At 64.8% G+C, this 25381-nt stretch carries 23 protein-coding genes; 5 read left to right on the top strand and 18 right to left on the bottom strand.

All coding sequences use genetic code 11. From position 1 onward, the window contains the following. The 7 genes from EOD29_RS19800 to EOD29_RS19770 all read right to left on the bottom strand — a co-directional run. Nucleotides 1-864, bottom strand: an 864-nt coding sequence (locus tag EOD29_RS19800) for a hypothetical protein (RefSeq protein ID WP_206520476.1), incomplete at its 3' end; no start/stop codon positions are given. Between the two features lie 49 nt (nt 865-913). Next, a complete protein-coding gene (locus tag EOD29_RS19795; RefSeq protein WP_127247525.1) occupies nt 914-1174 on the bottom strand; it encodes a hypothetical protein in 261 nt (86 codons plus the stop codon). 27 nt (nt 1175-1201) lie between these two features. Then, nucleotides 1202-1801: a hypothetical protein gene (locus EOD29_RS19790; protein ID WP_127247524.1), complete on the bottom strand. Its 600-nt coding sequence runs from the start codon at nt 1799-1801 to the stop codon at nt 1202-1204. A 472-nt stretch (nt 1802-2273) separates the two neighbouring features. Continuing rightward, the gene (locus EOD29_RS19785) at nt 2274-3413 is read right to left on the bottom strand and encodes an integrase (protein ID WP_164763789.1); all 1140 of its coding nucleotides are present in this window, start codon (nt 3411-3413) and stop codon (nt 2274-2276) included. A 401-nt stretch (nt 3414-3814) separates the two neighbouring features. After that, nucleotides 3815-4615 (bottom strand): class I SAM-dependent methyltransferase, encoded by an 801-nt coding sequence (locus EOD29_RS19780; RefSeq protein WP_127247522.1) that lies wholly within the window; start codon nt 4613-4615, stop codon nt 3815-3817. Nucleotides 4616-5091: 476 nt separating this feature from the next. Continuing rightward, nucleotides 5092-6177 (bottom strand): nitronate monooxygenase, encoded by a 1086-nt coding sequence (locus tag EOD29_RS19775; protein ID WP_245475366.1) that lies wholly within the window; start codon nt 6175-6177, stop codon nt 5092-5094. Nucleotides 6178-6242: 65 nt separating this feature from the next. Beyond that, nucleotides 6243-7358: a LacI family DNA-binding transcriptional regulator gene (locus EOD29_RS19770; protein ID WP_164763788.1), complete on the bottom strand. Its 1116-nt coding sequence runs from the start codon at nt 7356-7358 to the stop codon at nt 6243-6245. A 543-nt stretch (nt 7359-7901) separates the two neighbouring features. Here EOD29_RS19770 and EOD29_RS19765 point away from each other — a divergent pair. The 3 genes from EOD29_RS19765 (at nt 7902) to EOD29_RS19755 (ending at nt 11543) form a co-directional block, all read left to right on the top strand. Continuing rightward, nucleotides 7902-8864 carry a sugar-binding protein gene (locus tag EOD29_RS19765; protein WP_067323936.1) on the top strand — a complete coding sequence of 321 codons (963 nt, stop codon included), beginning with the start codon at nt 7902-7904 and terminating at the stop codon, nt 8862-8864. A gap of 121 nt (nt 8865-8985) precedes the next feature. Then, complete coding sequence (locus EOD29_RS19760) at nt 8986-10551, top strand: sugar ABC transporter ATP-binding protein (RefSeq protein ID WP_067003266.1); 1566 nt, start codon at nt 8986-8988, stop codon at nt 10549-10551. Continuing rightward, nucleotides 10548-11543, top strand: coding sequence for an ABC transporter permease (locus tag EOD29_RS19755; protein WP_067323934.1), 996 nt, complete (start codon nt 10548-10550; stop codon nt 11541-11543). Before EOD29_RS19760 ends, EOD29_RS19755 begins: the two co-directional genes overlap by 4 nt. A 142-nt stretch (nt 11544-11685) precedes the next feature. Here the strand turns inward: EOD29_RS19755 and phnN are convergent, their stop codons facing one another. The 9 genes from phnN to EOD29_RS19710 all read right to left on the bottom strand — a co-directional run bounded on the left by phnN (nt 11686) and on the right by EOD29_RS19710 (nt 21352). Next, nucleotides 11686-12312: a phosphonate metabolism protein/1,5-bisphosphokinase (PRPP-forming) PhnN gene (gene phnN, locus EOD29_RS19750; protein ID WP_164747336.1), complete on the bottom strand. Its 627-nt coding sequence runs from the start codon at nt 12310-12312 to the stop codon at nt 11686-11688. Beyond that, nucleotides 12309-13448 (bottom strand): alpha-D-ribose 1-methylphosphonate 5-triphosphate diphosphatase, encoded by a 1140-nt coding sequence (locus EOD29_RS19745; RefSeq protein ID WP_127247521.1) that lies wholly within the window; start codon nt 13446-13448, stop codon nt 12309-12311. Before EOD29_RS19745 ends, phnN begins: the two co-directional genes overlap by 4 nt. Before the next feature lie 30 nt (nt 13449-13478). Beyond that, entirely contained in the window at nt 13479-14186 is a 708-nt protein-coding gene (locus EOD29_RS19740) for a DUF1045 domain-containing protein (protein ID WP_095799078.1), read from the bottom strand. 149 nt (nt 14187-14335) lie between these two features. Next, complete coding sequence (iolB, locus tag EOD29_RS19735; protein ID WP_095825587.1) at nt 14336-15148, bottom strand: 5-deoxy-glucuronate isomerase; 813 nt, start codon at nt 15146-15148, stop codon at nt 14336-14338. Between the two features lie 14 nt (nt 15149-15162). Continuing rightward, nucleotides 15163-15375: a hypothetical protein gene (locus EOD29_RS19730; protein WP_067003268.1), complete on the bottom strand. Its 213-nt coding sequence runs from the start codon at nt 15373-15375 to the stop codon at nt 15163-15165. A gap of 62 nt (nt 15376-15437) precedes the next feature. Then, entirely contained in the window at nt 15438-16352 is a 915-nt protein-coding gene (gene iolE / locus EOD29_RS19725) for a myo-inosose-2 dehydratase (protein WP_127247520.1), read from the bottom strand. A gap of 162 nt (nt 16353-16514) precedes the next feature. Next, entirely contained in the window at nt 16515-18365 is a 1851-nt protein-coding gene (gene iolD, locus EOD29_RS19720; protein ID WP_127247519.1) for a 3D-(3,5/4)-trihydroxycyclohexane-1,2-dione acylhydrolase (decyclizing), read from the bottom strand. Between the two features lie 51 nt (nt 18366-18416). Next, nucleotides 18417-20351, bottom strand: a complete 1935-nt coding sequence (iolC, locus tag EOD29_RS19715) for a 5-dehydro-2-deoxygluconokinase (protein ID WP_127247518.1) — start codon at nt 20349-20351, stop codon at nt 18417-18419. A gap of 155 nt (nt 20352-20506) precedes the next feature. Continuing rightward, the gene (locus EOD29_RS19710; protein WP_164763794.1) at nt 20507-21352 is read right to left on the bottom strand and encodes a MurR/RpiR family transcriptional regulator; all 846 of its coding nucleotides are present in this window, start codon (nt 21350-21352) and stop codon (nt 20507-20509) included. A gap of 158 nt (nt 21353-21510) precedes the next feature. Between EOD29_RS19710 and EOD29_RS19705 the strand changes: the two genes are divergently transcribed. Continuing rightward, nucleotides 21511-22620 carry a Gfo/Idh/MocA family oxidoreductase gene (locus EOD29_RS19705; protein ID WP_095799073.1) on the top strand — a complete coding sequence of 370 codons (1110 nt, stop codon included), beginning with the start codon at nt 21511-21513 and terminating at the stop codon, nt 22618-22620. Between the two features lie 12 nt (nt 22621-22632). Here EOD29_RS19705 and EOD29_RS19700 read toward each other — a convergent pair whose 3' ends face one another. Next, entirely contained in the window at nt 22633-23334 is a 702-nt protein-coding gene (locus EOD29_RS19700) for a YafY family protein (RefSeq protein WP_067323916.1), read from the bottom strand. 127 nt (nt 23335-23461) lie between these two features. Here EOD29_RS19700 and EOD29_RS19695 point away from each other — a divergent pair, with 127 nt between their 5' ends. After that, complete coding sequence (locus EOD29_RS19695; RefSeq protein ID WP_127247516.1) at nt 23462-24097, top strand: LysE family translocator; 636 nt, start codon at nt 23462-23464, stop codon at nt 24095-24097. A 21-nt stretch (nt 24098-24118) separates the two neighbouring features. On the opposite strand, the gene EOD29_RS19690 is transcribed toward EOD29_RS19695, so the two are convergent. Further along, complete coding sequence (locus EOD29_RS19690; protein WP_067323911.1) at nt 24119-25210, bottom strand: 3-deoxy-7-phosphoheptulonate synthase; 1092 nt, start codon at nt 25208-25210, stop codon at nt 24119-24121. Nucleotides 25211-25381 lie beyond the last annotated feature (171 nt).

Genomic DNA, 25381 nt, shown 5'->3' with positions numbered 1-25381 from the left:
GACGAACCGACTTACGAAAACGCCACCCCATGACATCGCCCCCTCATTGCCCCTGAACAGCTTAACCCCGTCCACGATGTGAGCGTCTGTTTCTTCCGTGGCGTTTGCTGGCTTTGCCAGAGGCGCAACGACGCTCGACAAGTCGGTCGGTTTGTAACGTCGGCCTGGCTCGGCCAGAATGACGCGCGCTAGGCGCTTCACCCGGCCTTTGGCGATCTTCCCCGGTGTCGGGAGGTTCGGCGAGCCGGGGAGGCGCAACAGCCTGTCGATGTTCTGCACAGCATCGCCGCCGAGCTCGTGGGCCAGCGCTCTACCCTGGCCCTCCGCCCATGAGAGGAATTGGGCCGGGTCCAGCTTTTCCTTGAGCAGCCAGAGATATTGGAAACCGCCGCCTGAATCGACAATCACGGTCGGAGGGATGGCGCCGGCCTTAAGTCTCTCTGCCTGCGCGGCAAGCGTGTCACGCGCTCGCTCCACTTCAACGCCGTCGGCGGGATCGACGTCGGCATAAACGGCTCGTATCCGACCGATATGTTCCTTGCGTAGTTTCCCTTGCGGGGCGGTCGCGCCCGGTTCGTTTGCGGTGAGATAGAGATTTGCAGTTCCACTGTGCCGGTCGACGAACTCGGCAATCCCGCTCCAATCGCCTGCGGCGAAGGTGCGCGCGGCGATGGGCGGCCCGCTGTCAACAGTGGGATCGAAGGCAACGAGGTTGTGGCGCCCCGTTGCGTCGATCATTTTGAGGAACTGGATCGCTTCAGTTGCCGCCGGCGAGATGGCCGGGGGCCGGGCCTTTCCGACGACGTCGCCAAAGACCGATGGTTGCGCGGGTGTGGGGACGTGCTGTATATTCACCGGGTCCAAATACCTTTCAGGCCGGTGCGCTCTGCCAGGAGCGGCCGGCCGTTGTTTTTCAGGTGTTGTCGACTGCCAGATAGAGCCGCGCCGGGCGCGGCGGTGGGGCCGCCTGCAGCGCGTCGTCCACGAGCTCGGCGAGGCTCGGCACGGTCACGACGAGCGGCCCACCTGGTGTAACGCGGCAGCCATGCAGCCGCCCTTCCGCAACACGGTTTCGAACCCAATCGGATGACCGGGCGACGATCTCGCCGGCTTCTGCGATCGACACGAAAGCCCGGTCGCGCCAAGGCACATATTCGGTCTTCTGGATTTGCATTTTGGTCGCCTTCCTACTGTGAGGACGCTATGGTGCGGGCGCAATTCGCGCCGAAAAAGGGGCGTGCCTGCTGTCCCTTTTGGCGTGGGAGGTGGCAACACGTTCCGCAGCCATCTTGGCGTCCAGCTTCTCGAGGTCGAGGATGACGTCGAGCAGGATCCGCGCCGAGTGCTCGGCTGCCTCGGCGCGCGACAGCCCGGCATAGGCAACATAGGCGTGCGAGAAAATTCGCCTGAACCTCTTTTCGCGCTTTTCGACTTTGTCTTTGGTCGCCGGTTCGCCGAGCCATTTCGCGGCGAGCGCTGCCGGATTTCGGTGCTCGCCCCCGAAGCGGTGCCGCGCCGCCGCATAGATGACGATTTCGAAAAGATCGGTGCGCGGCCGGCCCAAGTTGGCCGGTCCGAAAGACTTCCGCCACTCTCGCAGCCACGGCTCGACGTCGACTTCGGTGGCGTACTTAACAAGGCGCTCAACGTCGGCCGGCGAGCCATCCAACGCGCATCCGGACGCACTCAGCATGGCGATTGCGAGATCCCGAACATTGCCCGGGCCAAACAACTCGACGATGTCTTCGGGACCGCGGTCGAGATCCGTGAGCGCGCGTTGCAACAGCGATTGCGCAGCCACGGCTACGCCTCCCAAGCTGCGCGGGATCGTTCAGACCGCTTTGCGCGAGCGGCAGCGCCACGATTGGACGGCGTCCAAGATTCGGCCGTCTTGACTAGGGCAATCAGGCTCGACGTCTCGACGAGCGTACGCCCGGCCAAACGCCGGAAGTTCAGCCGCCCTTCAGCGGCAAAGCGATAGAGAGATGCGGGTGATACGCCGGCGATTTCTGCCGCCGTGGTGAGCGGCAGCATTGGGCGCTGTTGCCACGGGACATTGATAGAAGTTGCGGGCGCGCGAGATGACGCTGAAGCGGGCATGGCCGTCCTTTGCTTTGGATGGGGCGCCGCTTTCCAGTCCAGGACAGCCGGTTCAGCAGAAGAATCAATATCGGCGCGATATGCCTTTTAACGTAGCATAAATCGCCAAGGCATCAAGTCTCTCACTATAATAACATGCGGATCGGGAATTATTCTGTATTACAGAATCCAATCTATATTGCCAAGGCGGCGCGACGCGCCAGTTCCTCCGTCGCGTCCACGATGAACGCCGAATAATGCCGCTCGATCATCTCCGAACTCGTGTCATGAAGCGCCGCGACCAGGCGAACGGGCAAGCCCGCCTTTAGCCCGCGCACGATCGACGAGTGCCGGAAAGCATACATGATGGTGTCCGCCGGCACGCCGGCGCGCTCGACCGTGACTGCCCACCAGTTGTCGACCTCGTAGGCCGGTCCCCACGGACGCCGGTGGTCTTTCTCCCATTTCACCGGACCGACGCTGCGGTACGCCCAACGCTCCAGAAGCGGCTCATCAGCCTGGCGACCGGTCACCGCCGGCCGAAGCTTGTCCAGCGTCTCGGCGGTGATGGGGACCGACACTGGCGGCCTGGCTTTGGCCGAACGGCCTTTCGACGATCCAGGCATCATCATGCGCAGCTTGTCGATCTGAAGATCCCCTACGCGGAGCCGTCGCATCTGAGAGTGCCGCGCTCCAGTGACCCCGGCCACCAAGACCAGACGGCCGAAATCTTCATCGACTTCGAACGCCGCGGTGATGGTCGAGCGAATTTGCTCATCGGACAGTAGCTGCTTGCGGGCGTCATCGGTGACGCTCATTGCGCGCGTCCCCACCTTGATCTCGGCAGCCAGGTGCGCGGGCAGTTCGCGCCGGTGGCGCTCGGCGGCGTCGTTCAGCGCCGCGCGAAGATCATTCATGAGCCGGTTCACGGTCGACGGCGCGATCGGCTTGGGATTGTCCTCGCCCTCGTCGAGCTCGACGAAGCCGCTGATGGGCAATCTACCGCGCCAGCTTTCGAGATCGCTTGCCCGGAGCTTCGCCAAGGGCAGCGCGGCAAATTCTTTGTCGGAGAGAACATGGCGGGTCAGGCGCCCTTCTGCATTGCCGCCTTCGCGGGCGGAGCGCTTTTTGCGCTTGGCGACGTAGCTCTCGACGGCCGTTCGCACGGTCGGAACGCTCGAGCCGTTTGCGGCCGACTGCGCGGCAGCATATTGCCGCCTGCTCCAATCAAGCGCCGCGGTGACTGCAGCACGGTAGGTGAGCGCGCCAGCCGGCGCGCCGTCGTCATCAGCGCTACCAAGCTTCTCTTCGACGCGGCGGCCGTCGGCGACCATCTTGGCGATCCAGACACCAGCGCCGCGGTTCGGCTTTCTATAGCCCAGGCTCACACCACCCCGGCCGCCGCTGACGCCGCCCCAATACGGGTTTTTTCGCGGGTCTAGACGGGCGCGCTTCGAAGGGCTATCGATCTTGGAAGTTCGCTGTCCCACAGAGCGTCCCACACAGATTTGAGAGATGACTGTGATAAGCATAACGGCAAGTGGCTGGGAAACAAGGCTTTCAGGATATCATGTTTATCCACGACCGGCCTTCACTCCGCCCTCCGAAGGCAGAGGTCACAAGTTCGAATCTTGTCGGGTGCGCCAACTATTGGCACCGCTGGCTGCCAGCACTGGCCGGCTAGGCGACCGCAGTTTCCGCGACGCCGTCCGCGCAGCTCAGATAGCGCCAAAGGTCAGGGCACGATGCCGCGGCAGGCCCAGGCGACGCTGGCGAAAGACCTCGGCCCATCGGCACGACCGGCCTCATAGGCCTCGTGGACTGCAGCCTCGGTGCGGGTCCGCTCGGCGGCGTCGAGCGTGGTCATATATTTGCCGAGCGGGCCTTCGCCGGCGGCAATCGGCGCCCAGTAGTCGTCGAAATTCTGGTAATCCATGCGGATCATCAGCTCGGTTTCGGTGACGTCGGTCAGGCCCTGTTCGACAAAGGTCCGCTTCATTTCGCCGGGCTGCATCATCGGCTGAAAGCAGTAGCGATTGCGCATCTGGCGGCCGCTTTCGCTGAGCGCGGCAACGGTGTCAATCATCATGCGCATGGCCGGCATGCCGCCGAGGTGATCCCACACCACGGCCGCGACCACGCCGCCAGGCCGCGTCACGCGGCGCATCTCGGCCACCGCCTTGCCGGTCTCCGGCACGAAGTGAAGGACCAGCAGCGCCAGCGCACGGTCGAACACATTGTCCTCGAAAGGCAGCGCCGTGGCGTCCGCCTGCTCAATAGTGATGCGCGGATCGGTGTTCCTCTCCTTGGCCGCCGCGACGAAGACGGCTGAGAAGTCGATGGCCTGGATTTCGGCGAGATCGCGCGACTTCGCCAGTTCGAAGGTCAGGCTGCCGGTGCCGCAGCCGACTTCGAGGATCTTCTCGCCGCCGGCCAGGCCGACGAAGTCGATGAACTTGGGCGCGAGCCTGCGGCTCCAGCGGCCCATGAGTTGCTCATAGCCGGATGCGGCGTGAACGGTGAAGCTTGATGTCATCCCGTCCTCCCTTGCTGGTTTCAGCCTAGACCCACGCGGGAACCATGCCAAGCAACGAAACCAGCCTCGGTCCCGAGATCGCACAGGTGGGCGTTGGCAGGAGCATACGATGCCGAGGCCGAGCGCCAGTCCGCTCTATCGCAACCAGATTGCCGCCGAGCGAGCCCGGATCGCCGAGATGAACGCGCCGGCGGAGGCGTTGCCAGTCCGCCGCCGAATCCAGTCATGGCCCGGCTTTTCGCCGCCGCAAGCGAGGATGCCGACGTGTTCCGCAGCGTGATCGAGATCGCCATGTGCGCTTCGCAGCCGCAGATCACCAGAGCGCATATGGCGGCAAAACTGGCCGAGTTGGGCGGCCGCCCCATGCCGCCCATGCCAGCATCATCGGTCGCGCGGATGGCATGCCTGCCTGCCGGCCGATCTTGTCGCAGTCCGGATTGGGACTTGTCCGGGACGTCAACGAGCGGAGACTTCGCTCACGCGGACATCGTTTTGCCGGTCGAAAGCGCTTCGAACACCTCACCGGTTTCGGCCACGAGCGTCTGCATCAATTCGCCCGCAGGAAGCTCCCGGTTCAAGGCGGCCGCCTGCCCATAGAGATGGAAGGCGTAATCTCCTTTTGCACCGGCCTCGCCGAGCGGAGCGCTGAGCGCAACCATTTGCGGGAAGTCGGGGAGGCGCGCCCGGTTCACCTCCATCTCCAAGGCGAAGCGGGTGCGTCTTGCCCGCGCCGCGCGGCCGGTGAAGGCATCGGTGACCATCGTGTCCATGTCCGTGGCGGCGCGGATCAGGGCTCGGCGCGGTCCGTCGGTGCCGGCCTCGTCGCAAGACAGGAAGCCGGTGCCGATCTGCACGCCGCTGGCGCCAAGCGCGAAGGCGGCCGCTATGCCGCGGCCGTCGGCGATGCCTCCGGCGGCAATGACCGGCAGCTTGACGGCATCCACGACCTGGGGAACCAGCGCCAACGTTCCCACGCCGTCACCGGGACGGTTGGGGGCGTGCGATCCCCTGTGGCCACCTGCCTCCCAGCCCTGAGCTATGACCGCGTCGGCTCCGCTGTCGGCGAGTTGGCGCGCCTCGGCGACATTCGTCGCGGTGCTGAGAACCACGATCCCCGCCTGCTTCAACTTGGCGACCGCGGCCGCGTCCGGAATGCCGAAATGGAAGCTGACGACCGGTGGCCGGATCTCGAGCAGCAGTTCAAGCTTTTCTTCGTCGAAACCCGGTCCGCTCGGCGGAAGCCTACGCGAGGGTTCGTCGAGCGACAGCTCCTCGTAGTAGGGCCGCAACCTGTCGATGACCTGGGTCAGTACGGCGTCGCTGGTGTCTGGTCTGGGAAAAACAAAGAAATTGAGGTTGAAGGGACGCTCGGTCGAGGCGCGCAGCTGGCGCGCAGCGGTGCGCAAGCCGTCCGGCAGCATCGATGCGCAGCCGAGCGATCCCAGCCCGCCGGCGTTGCTCACCGCGGCGGCGAGTTCCGGAGTCGCCGAGCCGGCCATCGGAGCCTGGATGATCGGGTGCTCGATCTTTAAGAGATCGCATAAACGACGGTTCGGCCACACGAGCGTTTTTCCTGTGTCGGGAAAGGAACACGCGCAATCCATCATAGGCCTGGATCAAGACGGGGTCACCGGAATTGTGCGAGGCACGCTCCCACGCTCTCCCGCTCCACCAGCGGGCATTCAAGCTTGGTGATGGGATAGCGGCCGCGGCCGGGCGTCGGCGGCGCCTCCAATTGCTCGATCGCCCATTGGCCCATCGCCAGATGCGGTAGGATCGATGTGGTCAGCGGCGGGGAGAGGTGGCGGGCGATCTCCTCATCGTCATAGCCGATCACGGAAATGTCCTCGGGGATATGCAGCCCCGCCTCCTTCAGCGCTTCGTAACAGCCGATCGCCGTGCGGTCGTTCTGGCAGAAGATGGCGGTCGGGCGGTCCTTCAGCGCAAGCAGCTTCACCGTCGCGGCATAACCGGCGCTGGCCGACCAGTCGCCCTCCACCACCAGGTCCGGATCGAAGGGGATATCGGCGGTGGCCAAAGCGCGGCGATAGCCCTTCAGCCGATCCTGCGCCGCCTGCATCCACGGCTCGCCGGTGATGGTGGCGATGCGGCGGTGGCCGCGGCTGATCAGATGCCGGGTGGAGCTCTGGCCGCCGGCGATCTCGGAAGGCACCACGGCCGGGAAGGCATAGTCGGCGGTGTAACAGTTGAGCAGGATGACCGGAATGTCGAGGCTGTAGAGGAACTCGGGCGCTGTGATCTCGCGGGTGAAGATGGTCATGTAGATCAGCGCCGAGAGGCCGCGCCGGGTGAGCGCCTGGATGGCACGCGGCTCCATGACGGTGTCACCCATGGTCTGCGCCACCAGGAGCACGTTGCCGGCATTCCACGAGGCCTGGCGCGCGCCCTCGATGGCCACCACCGCCTCGGGGCTGGTGGCGAGCTGGTCGACGGCAAAGCCGATAACGCCATCCAGCCCTTCGAAGGGCGTGACGGGCGGACGCAACGCTGAAAAGACCGGCGGCGAATAGCCCAGCGCTCTAGCTGCCTCGATCACGCGGTCGCGCGTCTGCTGCGACAGCCTGATGCCCGGCGAATTGTTGAGCACGAAAGAGACCGTCGCCTGCGAACAGCCGGCGGCCCTCGCTATATCGGTCATGGTGACCCGGCCCTTGGGCTTGGCCGAGGCCTTGCGGCGTCTGGACGTTTCCCGTGGATCGCGCAGTTGCGTCGGTTCGCTCATGGTCTTTTCCCAAACCTGCCGGGCTGTTCCGCAAAGCCCGCCACCGAGCGGGTATGCTTATAACTATTATCACTAACAAGGGCGTTGGCACCAGCCACGGCACGCGGCGACAAAATGGCCAAAAAGGTTAGCAAAGCTGTCAATTTTCCCGAGTTTTGCCGACCCGACCAGCGCAAATCCTGCTTCCGCTGGCGCCCACCGCGGCACTCGGTTCGCCGTGGCTGGGGCGCCGGTCCGATCCCGCGACTAATACTATTTACTAATATCGGTAAGCGATCTACTGTCAACGCGTCGCCGGGCGAGCTGCGGCGACGGCATCTGGGAGGAGCGCAGGTTCGCTGCCCGGCAATTTGCCGGAAGAGGGCTGCCCTCATCCTCACGAAAATGTCAGACAAATCGGACTATTTACGAACGTCAAATCTGTGTCTAGTGTTTCGGTCGCGGCTGGATCGGCCCCGGACTTAGGTGCCAGACCCTTGAGGAGGAGGGCGTCCAGGCCGCAGCCGAGACAGCAGCGATGAGTTTCAAAAGGGAGGTTGAAGCATGAAATCCATGATACGCAACGCGTCCGTCGCCGCGGCGGCCTTGGCTATTGGCCTGACGGCCAGCGCAGCCGTGCGCGCCGACGACAAGCCGACGCTGGCCTTTGTCGTCAACGGCGCGTCAGACTTCTGGAAGGCGGCGGAAGCCGGCGTGAAGAAGGCGCAGGGCGAACTGCCCGACTACAATCTCGAGCTGAAATATCCCGAGCAGTCGTCGGTCGCCATCCAGCAGCGCCTGATGGACGACCTTGTGACGGCCGGCGTGAAGGGCATCATGGTGTCGGCGGTCGACCCCAAGACCTCGACCGACGGGCTGAACAAGATCGCGTCGCAGACGGCTCTGTTCACCACCGACAGCGACGCCCCGCAGACCAAGCGCGTCGCCTATATCGGCTCGTCCAACGTCGATGCCGGCAAGCAGGCGGCCGAGATCGCCAAGAAGGCGATGCCGAACGGCGGCAAGTGCCTGGGCTTCGTCGGCCTGCTCGGCGCCGACAATGCCAAGGAGCGCATCGAGGGCATGAAGGAGGGGCTTGCCGGCAGCAAGATCGAGCTGGTGGACGTGCGCGGCGACGACATCGACCAGGCACGGGCCAAGAAGAATGTCGAGGACGCGCTGGTCGCCAGCCCCGACATCACCTGCATGGTCGGCTTCTACTCCTACAATACGCCGCGCATCTATGAGGCGCTTCGCGACGCCGGCAAGCTCGGCCAGATCACCGTCGTCGGCTTCGACGACGATCCGATCACGCTGGGGGGCGTCAAGGAAGGCACGGTTGCCGCGACCGTGGTGCAGCAGCCCTTCGAATGGGCCTATCAGGGCATGAAGCTGATGGCCGCCTACCTCAAGGGCGACAAGTCGGGCATTCCGGCCAACGGCTTGATCATCGTGCCGACCAAGATCATCGGCAAGGACGATGTCGACGCCTATGCCGCAAACCTGAAGGCGATGGCCGGCAAGTAATCGATGCACAGTTGCGCCGGCTCAAGCTTCGCCTTGAGCCGGCGTCCGTATTGACGGGCCGCATGCGGCCCGTCAGTCTGCAGTCTACCGGCTGCCGATAAGCGCGATGAACAATGGCGTGATGAATTATTCCGACCCATCCATCGTCCAATCCGCTCCGTTCCTGAGCCTCGAGGCCGTGCGCAAGACCTATCCCGGCGTCGTGGCGCTGGACGGGTTCTCGATGGAGGTCAGGCCGGGCGAGGTGATCGGGCTGGTCGGCGAAAACGGCGCCGGCAAATCGACATTGATGAAGATCCTCGGCGGCGTGACGCGGCCGGACAGCGGCACCGTCACCGTCGACGGCGTCGCGCATGACGGCTTGACCGTGGAAGCCAGCATCGGCTCCGGCATCGCCTTCGTGCATCAGGAACTCAACCTGTTCGAAAACCTCGACGTCGCCGCCAACATCTTCTTCGGCCGCGAGCCGCTGAAGGCCGGGCCGCTGAGGCTGGTCGACCGCGCCAAGCTGCGCGAGATGGTGGCGCCGCTCCTGAAACGCGTCGGCGCCAATTTCTCGGCCGACGCGCCGGTCGCCTCGCTGTCGCTGGCGCAGCAGCAGATGGTCGAGATCGCCAAGGCGCTGTCGATCAAGGCGCGGCTGGTGATCCTCGACGAGCCGACCTCCAGCCTGCCGATCGCCGAGACCGAAAAGCTGCTCGACGTGATCAAGGGACTGCGGGCGGAAGGCATCAGCGTCATCTTCATCTCGCACCGCCTGCACGAGGTCGAGCGCGTCGCCGACCGCGTCGTGGTGCTGCGCGACGGCATGCTGGCCGGCACGCTGCCGAAGAGCGACATCAATCACGACCAGATGGTCAAGCTGATGATCGGGCGCATGCTTAAGCAGCGCGAGAAAGCAGCGGAGGCGGGGCGCGCGCCGGGCGGCGTCGCGCTCTCGGCAACAGCGGTGCGCACCAGCGCCTATCCCGATCACCCGGTCGACCTGGAGCTTCGGCGCGGCGAAATCCTCGGGCTTGCCGGCCTGGTCGGCTCCGGCCGCACGGAGCTCGCGCGCGTCCTGTTCGGCATCGACGAGCGGCTCGGCGGCAGTGTCGCGCTGGACGGCAAGGCGCTCAATGTCGGATCGGCCGCCGATGCGGTGGCGAGCGGCATCTTCCTGGTGCCCGAAGACCGCAAGCTGACCGGCATCCTGCTCGATCTCTCGATCGCGCAGAACATTTCGCTGCCCAATCTGCCGGCGCATGCGAAGCGCTCGCTGGTGTCGACCAGCGCGGAGCTCGCCACCGCCGAGAAGCAGAAGAAGGATCTCGGCATCAAGGCGCCATCGGTCCTGACCCGCACCGGCACGCTGTCCGGCGGCAACCAGCAGAAGGTGGTTCTGGCCAAATGGCTGGCGATGAACCCCAAGGTGATGATCCTCGACGAGCCGACGCGCGGCATCGATATCGGCGCCAAGGCCGAGATCTACGCGCTGATGCGGGCGCTGGCCGATGCCGGCGTCGCGGTGCTGATGATCTCCAGCGACATGGAGGAGGTGATCGGCGTCTCGGACCGCATCGCGGTCATGCATGAGGGGCAGATCTCCGGCATCCTCGACCGGGACGATTTCAGCCAGGAGAACGTGCTGTTGCTGGCAGTGGGCAAGAAGCCGAAGCTGGCGCAAGCCGCGGGAGGAGCGCAATGAGCAAGAAAGACCTCGGCCTGCTGGTCCTGATCCTGGTGGTCGGTGCGGTGGTCACGGCTATAAATCCGCGCTTCCTCTCGACGATCAATCTCGCCAACACCTCCAACCTGGTCGCGCTGTTCGGCATCCTTTCGATCGGCCAGGCCTTCGTCATCATCACCGGCGGCATCGAGCTTTCGGTCGGTTCGCTGATCGCGCTGCTCGGCACGCTGTTCATCGACTTCATCGCCGTGCGCGAGATGGACTGGCCGTTGGCCTTCGTGCTGATCATCGTGCTCGGCGCCATCATCGGCTTCGTGCATGGCTGGCTGATCACGCGGCTCAAGATGCAGCCCTTCGTGGTGACGCTTTGCGGCCTGCTGATCTACCGCGGCGTGGCCCGCTTCTACACCGCCGACGGCACGGCGGGCTTCGCTTTCGGCCAGAATTTCCCGGATCTCGAATTTCTGACCGCCGGCCGCTCCGGCGGGTTGCCGAATTCCTTCATCGCGCTGATCGTGATCGCCATCGTCATGTGGGTGGTGCTGCACCGCTCGGTGTTCGGACGCTATCTCTATGCCATCGGCAAGAATGAGGAAGCGGCGAAGTATTCGGGCATCCGCACCGGGCGCGTGGTGATCGCGGCATACGTGATCTGCGGTGTGCTGACGGCGCTGTCGGCGATCTACTTCGCCATGTACACGCGCTCGATCTCGCCGGCGAGCCACGGCCAGTTCTATGAGCTCTACGCCATCGCCGCGGCGGTGCTCGGCGGCTTCTCGCTGCGCGGCGGCGAGGGCTCGCTCGTAGGCGTCATCCTCGGCACCGTGCTGCTGCAGGAACTGCAAAACCTCGTCAATCTGCTCGGCATCCCGTCCTCACTGAACTTCGCGGTGATGGGCGGCGTCATCCTGATCGGCGTGCTGGTCGACCAGCAGTGGGGTGTGTTCCGCGCCCGGCGGCGGATGATGGAGGCGTCGCGCCGGAATGTCGCCGGCGCGCCGGCGGAGTAGCTTCCCTCGTCCGATCTCGGTAGGCAGCGGGGCAAATTCCAACTTCGCGTGCTGCACACATTTTTTTGGCGTTGGCGCCGACATCAACAAGTCTCGGCCCAACCTCCCACTCGCAAGCCGGCATCACCTGAATCAATACACCTCAGATCATGTCCGAAAGGTCCGAAAACGCCATCGCCTTGCGCAGCACCTCGGCGAAACGCTCGCCGGCGATCTCTCTGGCGCCGCTGTTGTCGATGGAGGTGACATCCGGCCCGGAAAGCGTCACGCTGGTGCTGCGCGCCAGACGCGCCAGCACCTCGCCGCGCGATTCACGGCCGCGCGCCGCCAGCCGCTCGGCGAGGATCTCCGGCGCAGCGGTGATCTCGACCACCGCCAGGTTGGCATAGCGCTCACGCAGCGCCGGGATGACGGCACGGGAAACGTTGGCAACGGCGACATGACCATTGGCGATCGCCCAATCGACATCGGCCGGCAGGCCATAGCGCAGGCCGTGCGCGTCCCAGCAGATGACGAAGGCGCCGTCCGCTTCCGCCTCGGCGAAGGCGGCGTCGGCCAGCGTATCGTGGTCCTCGCTGGCGGAGTCGCTCGGACGGGTGATGACGCGGCGGACGAACTCCAGCCCCGTCTCGCCGGCAAAATGCGCCTTGGCGTAGCCGATCACCGTGTCCTTGCCGGCGCCGCTCGGCCCGACCACCACGACGAAGACGCCGTTGCGGATCGGAAGGGTCTCGGTGAGCTCTCGTTCGATCAGCGCAGAAACCATCATGCGACGCGCCTGCCCTGACGCCAGACGTTGCGCACGACCGGCACATGCTGGTCGACGCGCACGCGCACGAGGTCGGCGCGCCGGCCGGGCTCGATGACACCGCGATCGCTAAGGCCGACCGCTTCCGCTGGGTTCTTCGAGACCATGGCGACCGCCTGCGGCAGCGAAATGCCTTCCACGACATCGCCGAGGAAGAAGGCGGACTGGATCAGGCTGAAGGGGATATAGTCGGACGACAGGATGTCGAGCAAACCGTCGCCGGCAAGCGAGCGCGCCGACACATTGCCCGAATGCGAGGAGCCGCGCATGACGTTGGGCGCGCCCATCAGCACGCCGAGCCCTGCCGCCTTCGAGGCTCTCGCTGCTTCCTCGGTGGTCGGGAATTCGGCAACGCGCACGCCCTGCTCCACCGCCTCGTCGACATGGCCGGCTGTCGCATCGTCGTGGCTGGCAAGCACGATGCCGCGCTCGCGGCAGGCGGCGGAAATGAAGACGCGGTTCGGCCCGGAATTCTTGGCCGATTCGGCCATACGCTTCGCGCAGAATTTCTCGAAGTCGCGGTCGGTCAGCTTCAGTTTGCGCTGGTAGCAATAGGCGTAGGTCTCGAGATCGACGAACTGGCGCGGGCCCGGCGCGTGGTCCATCAGCGAGGCGAGCTTCACCCTGTCGTCGGTCTCGAAATTGGCGAAGGCCTCGAGGCAGTCCGGCGCCGAGACCTCGCAGCGCAGATGGATGAAGTGGTCGGCCCTGAGCCGATCCTGGCGCACGCTGTCCTCGATCGCATCGGCGAGCTTGCGCACGTCGTCGGACTTCAGGTCGGCATCCTCGTCCATGCCGACGCGCAAGGCGTCGAGCACCGTGGTGATGCCGGCGGTCGCCACCTGCGCATCGTGGGCGAGCACGGCGGCGATCGGGTTCCAGCGCACTTTCGGACGCGGCGCGTAATGGCCTTCGAGGTGATCGGTGTGCAGTTCTACGAGACCTGGGATGATGTAGTCGCCGCCCATGTCCTCGCCGGTGCGGGCCGCACCCAGCTCGATCGCGGCGATCAGCCCATCGCGCAGCAGCAGCGAGCCCGCGACGATCTCGTCGGGCAGCACGATGCGGGCATTGTTCAAAACGGTCTCGGCGGTCATTTCAGCAGTCCTATCTCAGGCGGGCGGACATCAGGCGGTTTTTCTGGCCGGGCCGCGTCCAAGCACGTGGTGCGAGAGCACCATGAAGGGCGCGCCCGGTTCGGTTTCGACGAACAGCGTCAGCGCATCCACCGGCACCGGACGCTGCAGCACATCCGCGAACAGGCTGTCGATTGCAGCGCGAAGGCGCGGGCTTTCCTGTGGCCCGACCCGTCCGGAGAGCGTCATGTGGAAGCGGAACGTCTCGAAGACGTAGGGATAACCCCACTGGCAGAGGTTGCGGAACTCATCCGGCTTCAGCGAGTCTGGGCTGCGGCGCTCGATCTCGGCCTCGGTCAGCGGCGCACGGAAGCGGTCGAAAGCGCGCACGACCTCGCCGGCGAAACTGTTGAGCGGCTCGAAAGGACTTCCCGGCACGAGCGCGAAAAAGCCGTCGATCTGACCGACGACCAGACGCGGGACGACGACTGGTGCCGTGGCCTCGGCGAAATCGTCGAGCGCCGCCCGCAGCGAGGCTTCCGTTTCGCTGGGCGCCAGCCGGAACGGCGCCTTCAGCGTCGCGTGGAACCCATAGCGCCGTGCCGAGGCGGTGTGGAAGGCAACTTCCGCCGCCGACAGGTCACCCACACCCTCGACCGGCCGCGTCGGCGCGCCGAACGGGTCGCGCCCCAGCCAGTTAGCGGCAATCCGCGCCAGCGGCTCATCCTGCCTCGGGGTAAAGTAAATGGCATAGCGCATCGAAAATCCTCGTCAGACCGCTGCCATAGGTGATTTCCATGACGGATTGACGAAGCTTTCATGGGTTTTCGAAGGCAACCCAGGCTCCGGCGGTCCTTAGCCGACGATTTTCCCGAACTGGACCAACAGGTTGAGGGCTATGAAAAATCTCACGCCTTCATCAGCCACTCATGCTCGGCGGCGTTGTGGAATTTCCATGTCCGCTTCGGGCCGGCCATGACATTGAGATAATAGAGATCATAGCCGTGGCAGGCCGCACACGGGTGGTAGCCCTTCGGCACCAGCACGACATCGCCGTCCTCGATCGCCATCGCCTCGTCCAGATCGCGCACGCCATTTCTGTCGGCGTCGGTGTAGACGCGCTGGAAGGCGAAACCCTGCGGCGGGTTGAGGCGGTGATAATAGGTCTCCTCGAGATAGGACTCGGCCGGCAGATTGTCCTGGTCGTGTTTGTGCGGCGGATAGCTGGAGGTATGGCCGCCGGGCGTGATGACCTCGACCACCAGCAGCGAGTCGGCCGGCTTGCCCTCGGGCAGGATGTTGGTGACGTAGCGGGTGTTGGTGCCCTTGCCGCGCACTTCCTGACCGAGATCGTCGGGCGCAATGACGCGGGCGGGCAGGCTGCCGCCAAGACCGGGCGCCGAGCAGACGGCAAGCTCCAGCTCGGTGTCGGCGGTCACTGCCCAGTCGGAGCCTTGCGGCACATAGACCGACCAGGGCTTGCCTTCGAAGGGCGACATGCGCTCGCCGAGCAGGCCGAGATCCTTGCCGCCGGCCGCAGCCTTGCCCTTGCCGGTGACGAACACCAGGCAGACCTCGCGCTCGCCCGTCTTGCCGGCGGCCGTCTCGCCCGGCCGCAACCGGTGGAGATCGAAACCCACGTAAGTCCAGCCCGCGCTTTGCGGGGTGACGTGGGCGACGTGGCCGTGGCCCTTGTCGGCCTTGACGAGCAGTTTCGACATTTTTGTCTCCTGGGTCATTCCTTCGGCTCGGCCGGAGGCTTGGGCTCCTCGGCCGGCTTGTAGAGGTAGAAGAACTGCCACACCGCGTAACCGGCGAAGCCGAGCGCGATTACCCCCCAGAACGGCGTGCCGGAGGCGAATTCGATCACCGACCAGATTAGGCAGACGGCGACGACGGCAATGCGCCGCCACAGCGGTCGGAAGAAGGGGTGTTCATAGTCTTTCATCGCGCCAATCCGGGACTTGTCCAAACGCATCAGATAGAGCGAGCGGCCGGACGATCCACCGCTTACGCCGGGAAGCCCTGCGTCTCGACCGTATAGCCGGCGGCCGTCATCACCCGCATCAGCTCCTTATGGCCGACCTCAGCCATCCTCAGCGGCGGGTTCTTTTTCGGATCCTGCTCGGCCTCGACCACGAACCAGCCTTCATAGCCGTAGTCGGCGAAGCGTTGGACGATCGCGCCGAAATCGAGCGAGCCGTCGCCGGGCACGGTGAAGGCGCCGAGCGCGACGGCATCGAGGAAGGACTGTTTCGTGCGGTCGAGCCCGTCGATCACGTTCATGCGCACGTCCTTCACATGGACGTGGTTGATGCGCTTGTGGTGGTTGTCGATGGCGCGCAACACATTGCCGCCGGCGAAGGCGAGGTGGCCGGCATCGAGCAGCAGCGGGATGCCCTCGCCCGAATGATGGATGAAGGAATCGAGTTCCGGCTCGGTCTCGATCACGGCCGCCATGTGATGATGGTAGGAAAGCGGCATACCCTGGTCGGCGCACCATTCGCCGAATTCGGTGACGCGGCGGCCATAGGCCTTCATCTCGTCGCCGGAAAGCCGTGGCTTGGTGGCAAGAGGCTTGGTGCGGTCACCCTGGATGGAGCGGCCGACCTCGCCATAGACTATGCAGGGCGCGTTGACCGCCTTGAACAGGTCGATCATCGGCTGGATGCGATCCTTGTTGCTTGCCAGGTCCTCATCGACCAGCGTGCCGGAGAACCAGCCGCCGCAGAGCGTGACGTCGGCCTCTTTCAGGATCGGCAGCATCACCTTCGGGTCGTTGGGGAAGCGGCGGCCCATCTCCATGCCGGTGAAGCCGGCCGAGCGCGACTGGCGCAAACACTCCTCCAGCGACACATCATCGCTCAATTCCACGAGATCGTCGTTCCACCACGCGATGGGAGACATGCCCAGTTTGGCTTTCAAGTCGTCACTCCAGGTTCGGATCGTTCAACTTTCGCTCGTCGGCGCTGCCCTCATCCGCCTGCCGGCACCTTCTCCCTGGAAATGACGGGGAGAAGGGACAGGCTTCAGCGGTGGCGGCCCCCTTCACGGGGAGCAGGGCAAGGGTGAGGGGCAGCGCCAGCTTCAATCACCTAAGCTCTGCATGAGCTTTTTCTCGTCATACGCCTTGCGCGCGGCGTTCACCTGCGGCCGCGACGAGACTTCCGGCACGGCAACATCCCACCAGTGGCCGCCGGCCTCGGTCGACACCAGCGGATCGGTGTCGATGACCAGCACGGTGGTCTTGTCGTGGCCCTTCGCCTTGGCGAGCGCCGTCTCGAGTTCAGCAATCGAGGCCACCTTCTCGGCGACGGCACCGAGGCTTGCCGCATGGGCGACGAAGTCGACGTCGGGCATCACCTCGTGGCGAGCGTCCTTCAAAAGATTGTTGAAGCTGGCGCCGCCGGTCGCCATCTGCAGCCGGTTGATGCAGCCATAGCCGCGATTGTCGAGCAACACGATGGTGAGTTTCAGGCCGAGCATCACCGACGTCGCGATCTCGGAGTTGAGCATCAGATAGGAGCCGTCGCCGACCATGACGACGACTTCCTGGTCGGGTTTCGCCATCTTGACGCCGAGTCCGCCGGCGATCTCGTAGCCCATGGTCGAGAAGCCGTATTCGGCGTGATAGGAACCGGGCGCGCCCGCTTGCCAGAGCTTGTGCAATTCGCCGGGCAGCCCGCCGGCGGCATGCAAAAGCGTGACGCCCGAGCCCATCACGCGTTGCACGGCGCCGATCACCTGCGCGTCGGAGGGACAGGCGGCGTTGGTCGAGGCCGTCACCTTGGCGGCGGCAGCCTGCCATTCCGTCTTGCCCTTCAGCGCATTGTCGGTCCAGGCGGTCGGCGCCTTCCAGCCCTTCAGCGCGGCGGAAAGCTCGGCGAGCCCTTCGGTGGCGTCGGCAACCAGCGGCAGCGCCCAGTGCTTGCCGGCATCGAAGACCTGGGTATTGAGCCCGATGATGGTGCGGCCGGCATTCTTGAACAGCGCCCAGGAGCCGGTGGTGAAGTCCTGCAGCCTGGTGCCGACGGCAAGAACCACATCGGCCTCTTCCGCCAGCCGGTTGGCCGCTGAGGTGCCGGTGACGCCGACGGCCGCCATGTTGAGCGGATGATCGTCGGGCAGCGAGGATTTGCCGCCTTGGGTCTCGCAAACCGGAATGCCGGCGCCCTGCACCAGCTTGGCCAGCTCTCCGGAAGCCTGCGAATAGAGGACGCCGCCGCCGGCGATCACCAGCGGCTTCTTGGCGTTCTTCAGCGCCGCCACGGCGACGGCCAGCTCGTTGCGATCCGGGCGCAGCCGGCGTGGCGTCCAGACGCGCTCGGCAAACAGGCTTTCCGGATAATCATAGGCCTCCGCCTGCACGTCCTGGCAGAGCGAAAGCGTGACCGGGCCGCATTCGGCCGGATCGGTCAGCACCTGCATGGCGCGGTTCAGCGCCGGGATGATCTGCTCCGGCCGCGTGATGCGGTCGAAATAGCGCGAGACGGGGCGGAAGCAATCGTTGACGCTCGCCGTGCCGTCGGAGAAATCTTCGGCCTGCTGCAGCACCGGGTCGGGCAAGCGGTTGGCGAAGACATCGCCGGGAAGCAGCAGCACCGGTAAGCGATTGACGTGGGCGAGCGCCGCAGCCGTCACCATGTTGAGCGCGCCGGGGCCGATCGAGGTGGTCGCGGCCATGAAGCGGCGGCGGAAATTCGCCTTGCCGTAAGCAATCGCCGCATGCGCCATCGCCTGCTCGTTATGGGCGCGGAAGGTCGGCAGCTCGTCGCGGACCTGGTAGAGCGCCTCGCCGATGCCGGCGACATTGCCGTGGCCGAAGATCGCCCAGACGCCGCCGAAGATCGGCACCTTCTTGCCGTCGATCTCGGTCATCTGGCGGCTGAGAAAGCGGGTCAGCGCCTGCGCCATCGTCAGGCGAACGGTGTTGGTCATTGTCGTTTCCTCCGGCTTTCCCTGTGCCGCCTAATATGCTGCCCGTTCTTCTTATGCTGCTTTGCGGCCGCGCGCTGCAAGCCATGCCTCGGTCAATTGCTCGAAGCGCGAGGCCATGTCGGCGACAGCCTCGTCATCCGAGATCTTGCCGGCCAGCCATTGTTCGGCGGCATTGACAAAGATGGTGCGACCGACGGCAAATCCCTTGACGATCGGCGCATTGGCGGTGGCGGCAAAGGCGGCGACCAGCTCGTCCTGCGGCGCCTCCAGACCGAGCAGCACGACGCCGCGGCACCACGGATCATTCTTGACGATCACCTGCTCTATCCTGGCCCAGGCCCCTGCCGAGGCTTGCGGCTCGAGCTTCCACCAGTCGGGCTTGATGCCCAGCGCATAGAGTTCTTCAAGGGCGCGCGGAATGGTGGTGTCGTCGAGCGTGCCGTGCTTGCCGGCGATGATCTCGACGAGCAGTTCCCTGCCGACTTTCCGCGCCGCCTCGAACAGGGCTCGCAGTTTTTGCTGCTGCTCTGTCTTCAGCGCCTCCGGATCATCCGGATGATAGAAGCAGAGGCACTTGATGCAATGGTCGACCGGCCATTCGGTGAGCTGCGAGCCGACGTCCTGCGAGAATTCGAAGCGCAGCGGCCGCGATCCGGGCAATTCGACCGGCCGACCGAGCCAGGCAAAGGGATGGCGGGCGAACTCGAACATGGCATCGCGGCCGTATTTCTCATCGATCAGCATGCCGTAGCCGTCGCGACCGGCGGCGACCTTGGCCGCCGCCTTGACGGTGAGCACCTTGAAGTCGGGGATGCGCGAGACATCTGCACCGACCCTGGCGGCGACATCTTCCAGCTGGACGCGGTGGTCGCAAGCGAGCGCCATCAGCGAAGGGATGTCGCGCCGCCGCGTCGTCGCCCAATGGATGTGGTTGATTGCCTCGTCCTTGCGCAGCGCCAGATGCTTGCTGCCGTGCTTCAGAAAAAACTGCAGCTCCTCGAAGGTCGGATATTCCGGCGCGCACAGCAGGCGCGACACGGCGAAGGCGCCGCAGGCATTGGCCCAGGTCGCCGCCGTGGCAAAGCTTTCGCCGCCGAGCCAGCCGCGCAGGAAGCCCGACATGAAGGCGTCGCCGGCGCCGAGCACGTTGTAGATCTCGATCGGGAAGCCCTCGCCGACGACGCCGTCCTCGAGGTCGTCGCTGATCGGCCCGTCATAGACGATGCAGCCTTTGGCACCGCGCTTGAGCACGATGGTAGCGGCCGACAGCGTGCGGATCGTCTTAAGCGCGCTCAAACAATCGTCGGCGCCGGAGGCGATCATGATTTCCTCCTCGGTGCCGACGATGAGGTCGCAATCGGGCAGCACCGTCTTCAGCTGCGCCGAGACCCGGTCCGACTTGACGTAGCGCTCGAAGCCCTCTGCATGGCCGGCGAGCCCCCAGAGGTTCGGGCGGTAGTCGATGTCGAACACGACCTTGCCGCCCTTGGCCTTCATCAAACGGATCGCCTTGCGCTGTGCGGCATCCGAGTTGGGACGCGAGAAATGGGTGCCGGTGACGACCACGGCGCGCGCCGAGGCGATGAAAGCCTCGTCGATGTCCTCTTCGGCGAGCGCCATATCGGCGCAATCCGAACGATAAAAAATCATCGGCGAGACGCCTTCGTCCTCGACGGAAAGCAGCACCAGCGCCGTCAGCCGTTCCTTGTCGGTCTTCAGGCCGTCGACCGAGACGCCCTCACGCCTGAGCTGCTCGCGGATGAAACGGCCCATCTGCTCGTCGCCGACGCGAGTGAGCAGCGCCGAGCGCAGGCCGAGCCTTGCCGTGCCGACGGAGATATTGGCCGGGCAGCCGCCGACCGACTTGGCGAAGGAGGTTATGTCCTCCAGACGCGAGCCGATCTGCTGGCCGTAGAGATCGACAGAGGCGCGGCCGATCGTGATGACGTCGAGCGGCGGATATTTCGCTTCCACGGCTTCGCCCATTCGAACCTCCCATCGGCTTTGTTGTGCAGAGCAGCGTCGTTTTGGGCAGCACGCGCGAACGGCGGCGTGACACCGTCAATATGAAATAATAATTCCAATCTATAGTCAATATGGAATGAGTGTTCCCTGATGGAAAAACGCCCGTTCGGGGCCGCTCAGGCCTTGCGCTTGCGGCCGGCGTCGCGCCGCTTTTCGCCGACGGCAACGGTCAGCGCCATGGCAAGCGCCATCGTTGCCGACAAAGAGCGGAAGCCGCCGAAATCGGATTCGGCCACCTCGAACCAGACCTTGGCGAATTGGGCGAGCGGCGAGAACGAGCTGTCGGTGATGGCGACGATGGGCACGCCCTGCTCGGCCATCGAGCGCGTCTCCTCGATGGTCGCAGGCGCGTAAGGCGAGAAGCTGATGGCGATGACGGCGTCGCGCGGCGTGGCGAAGCCGATCATCTCGGCATTCAAGCCCGCGGCCGACTCGATCAGTTGGTTGCGGATCTTGAGCTTGCCAAGCGCGTAGGCGATGTAGGAGGCGACCGGATAGGAGCGGCGCTTGGCCAGCACATAGATCGTCTCGGCCTTTGCCAGCAGCGTGATCGCCTGTTCGAAATGCACATCGTTCAGCGCGCGCGAAATGTCGCTGAGCGAGGTGCTGGCGGCAGCCACGAAGCCGTCGAAGATCGCCCGGTGTCCGGCGCCTTCCTCGGCCTTGGCGCGCAGCGCCGCCAGCCGCTCGTCATAAGACGAATTGCGTTCGCGCAGCCGCTCGCGAAACACCTGCTGCAGGCTGGTGAAACCGTCGAAGCCGAGCTGCTGGGCGAAGCGGATCAGCGTCGAGGGCTGGACGCCGGCGGAAGCCGCGATACTCGCCGCCGTGCCGAAGGCGATGTCGTCGGGATTGTCCAGCGCATAGGCGGCGATCTGCGCGATGCGCTTGGGCAGACTGGTGCGCCGCTCCAGGATCGTCGTGCGCAAGGTCTCGAAATCGCGAGGCACCCGTCCGTCCATCGTCGCTCCGCCCACGGCCATGCTGGTGTTCCCTCTCCTGCCTCATCATAGCGGTTTCGCGCAAGAACACCATAAAAAATGATTTGGACGTTCCATTCTCGGCTGAAATGGATTAATTCATCCATGCGAATTCTTCCCCTTCAGCGGAGACAATCGACATGGTCGGAGTGGGCCTCATCGGCACGGGCTTCATGGGCAAGTGCCACGCCATTGCCTGGAACGCGGTCGGCACCGTCTTTCCCGATGTCGAGAAGGCGAGGCTGGTGCATCTGGGTGAGGTCAATGACGAGCTTGCAAAGCGCAAAGCGGCCGAGTTCGGCTTCACTCGAGGCTCGGGCGACTGGCGTGCCGTCGTCAACGATCCGGAGGTCGATGTCGTGTCGCTGACCACGCCCAACCAGTTCCATCCGGAAATGGCGATCGCCATCCTCGACGCCGGCAAGCACCTGTGGTGCGAGAAGCCGATGGCACCGAGTTTTGCCGAGGCCGAGGCGATGGCAAAGGCAGCGACCAAATCCGGCAAGGCTGCCGTGCTCGGCTACAACTACATTCAGAACCCGGCCATCCGCCACATCGGCGCGCTGCTTGAGGAAAAGATCATCGGCGATGTCAATCTCGTGCGCATCGAGATGGACGAAGATTTCATGGCCGATCCCGAGGCGCTGTTCTTCTGGAAGCATGAGGCGGCTTCCGGTTATGGCGCGCTCGACGATTTCGCGGTGCATCCGCTGTCGCTGATCAAAGTGCTGTTCGGCCGCGTCGCTCGCGTCATGTGCGACATGGCGAAACCCTATGCCGACCGGCGCGTCGCCTCCGGCGGCCGCCGTGCGGTCGAGACCTACGATATCGCCAGTGTTCTGATGCATCTGGAGAACGGTGTCGCCGGTACGCTGCTGGTCAACCGCTCGGCCTGGGGCCGCAAGGGCCGTATCGCCCTCCAGATCTTCGGCTCGAAAGGCTCGATCCTCTACGACCAGGAGCGAATGAACGAGTTCCAACTTTATCTGACCGCCGACCGGCCGACCGAGCAGGGCTACCGCACGATCCTGCTGGCGCCGCACCACAAGCCCTACGATTCCTTCGTGCCGGCGCCCGGCCACGGCCTCGGCTTCAACGACCTTAAGATCATCGAATGCCGCGAGCTTTTGATGCGGATCGCCGGCAAGCCGGCGCGGACCATCGACTTCGACGAGGGGCTGGAGATCGAGCGGACCGTGCATGCGATGGCGCGTTCGTTCCAGGAACAGCGCTGGGTGGATGTGAGGTGAGCTGGCTCCCCTTCAGGTGCCGGCGGCGGCTGCTGCATTGATCTCCCAGCCGTCCACCCAAACCTGCCGCAGTTGATCGCCTTCGCCTTTGAACCATAGGCCGGTCGGCTGGCAATCCTCGATGCGGTCGCTGCGGAAATTGCGGATGGCCTGGCGCAGTTCGCACCAAGCGACGATGTTGGCGGTCTCGGCGTAGTAGATCAGCGCGATCGGACGGACGATACGCTGTGTGTCGCGGCCGGCTTCGTCGCGGTAGGCAAGGTCGAGCTTCTCCTCGTCGCGGATGGCGCGGCGCACCAGAGCCAGATCGACCGCCGCGGCCGCAGGCGCAAAACCCCAGGCATGAAGTGCGTTGGCGTCGAGCGTCTGGCGCAAGGGCGGCGGCACCGCGCCGGAGATCTTGGCGCCGACGCGCTTTGCCGCCTGCTTGAGCTCGTCATCGCCGGTGCGTTCCAGCAGCGCCAGCGACAGCACGATCGCCTCCATCTCCTCGATCGAAAACATCAGCGGCGGCAGGTCGAAGCCGGGGCGCAGGATATAGCCGATGCCGCGCCCGCCCTCGATCGGCACGCGCATCGCCTGCAGGGCTGCGATGTCGCGATAGACGGAGCGCACCGTCACTTCCAGTTGCTCGGCAATCGTCGCCGCGGTCACCGGCTTCTTGGCCAGCCGCAGGATCTGGATAATTTCGAACAGACGCGAGGCCTTGCGCATTTTTCCACTCGATCGTAACGCAACTGACACACCCCCGTCAGTTGGGACGACCTATAGGGCCGCGCATCGGTTTGAAAATCAACAGATTCCTCAGCGTCCTTGGCGGGCGCTGCGACAGGCAACTGACATGAGTTACACGGAAAATCTCTGGCTATTCTTCATCCTGCTGTTCGGCATCATCGCCGTTCCAGGCATGGACATGCTGTTCGTGCTGGCCAATGCGCTGACCGGGGGGCGCGACAGGGGGCTGGCGGCGACCGGCGGCATTATGCTCGGCGGCGTAGTGCATACGTTGAACGGGGCGATCGGCGTCGGGCTGCTGATTCATTTCGTGCCGGTCCTGTTCAAACCGCTGCTGATCGCCGGCGCCGCTTATATGGCCTATATCGGAATTTCGCTGATGCGCAGCTCGATCACCATCAGCGATGACGGGCCCGCCGGCAGCCGCTCCGCCTGGAAAGCCTTTCGCCAGGGATTGGTCACCTGCCTGATCAACCCCAAGGCCTATCTGTTTATCCTTGCCGTCTATCCGCAGTTCCTGAAGCCGGTTTACGGTCCGATCTGGATGCAGGCGACCATCATGGGACTGCTGACTGTCGTCACACAAGCAGGAATCTACGGCGGCCTCGCCATCACCGCCGGGCGCAGCCGGGCGCTTCTGGTCGGCAATCCGCGGGCAACGGTCATTGCCGGCCGTGCGGCCGGGCTGCTTCTATTCGCGGTCTCGGTATTCACCGCATGGGAAGGGCTGAGGGCGGCGTGAACGCCGCCCTCGCCAGGGTTGTCAGGCGGCGCCCTGACGGGTGGCGAGCAGTTCGCGCTTCACCGACCGGCGCCACTCGACGGCGCCGGCAAGTCCGTGCAGCACCGTTTCGGTGGTCGCCCAATCGATGCAGCCGTCGGTGATGCTCTGGCCGTAGGTGAGCTGCTTGCTGGGCACGACGTCCTGACGGCCGGCGACGAGATTGCTCTCGATCATGACTCCGATGATGCGCTCGTCGCCCGCTGCGACCTGGCCCGCCACGTCGTGCGCGACTTTCGGCTGGTTCTCCGGCTTCTTGCCGCTGTTGGCGTGGCTGACATCGATCATCAGGCGCGGCGCGATGCCGATGCGGCCGAGCTCCGCGGCGGCCGCGTCGACGCTTGCCGCGTCGTAGTTCGGCGCCACGCCGCCACGCAGAATGACATGGCAGTCTTCGTTGCCGGTCGTCGCCGCGATCGCGCTGCGGCCGCCCTTGGTCACCGCCATGAAATGATGCGGCTGGGCGGCGGACTTCACCGCCTCGCCGGCGATTCTCAGATTGCCGTCGGTGCCGTTCTTGAAACCGACCGGGCAAGAGAGGCCCGACGCCAGCTCGCGGTGGATCTGGCTTTCGGTCGTGCGCGCGCCGATGGCGCCCCAGGCGACGAGGTCGGCGATGTATTGCGGCGTCGTCATGTCGAGGAATTCCGTCGCCGCCGGCAGGCCGAGATTGTTGACGGCGGAAAGCACGTTGCGCGCCATCCGCAAGCCTTTGTCGATGTTGAAGCTGCCGTCGAGATCGGGATCGTTGATCAGGCCCTTCCAGCCGACCGTGGTGCGCGGCTTCTCGAAATAGACGCGCATGACGATCTCGAGCCGGTCGGCCAGGGCCTCGCGCAGCGCCGCCAGACGGCTGGCGTAGTCCACGGCGGCGACCGGATCGTGGATGGAACAAGGGCCGACGATGACGACCAGTCGATCGTCGGCCCCGGTCAGGATGGAATGGATGGCGTTGCGCGAGGCGGCAACGGTGCGCGTCGCCGTGAGCGAGCGCGGTATCTCGCGCATCACGTCGTCCGGCGTGCTCAGGACTTTGAGTTCCTTGACCCGTAGGTCGTCTGTGGTGGTCAACACGGCTTTCTGCTCCTGGTTAGGAGACCTGCCGGCTGAAACGAAAAAGCCGCCAGGTCTGGCGGCTTTTCGGATTAGATGCTGCAATCTTCAGATCGAGCGCAATCCTCCCGCCGCCAGCGAGCTACCGTAGCTAAAGTACCAAAACGAGGCGGTCAGGTGGATCATGCGGCT

The organism is Mesorhizobium sp. M1A.T.Ca.IN.004.03.1.1, from assembly GCF_003997555.1.
Classification (GTDB): domain Bacteria; phylum Pseudomonadota; class Alphaproteobacteria; order Rhizobiales; family Rhizobiaceae; genus Mesorhizobium.
Note: the sequence above shows the minus strand (reverse complement) of the source record. Positions and strands in the feature narration are given on the sequence as shown.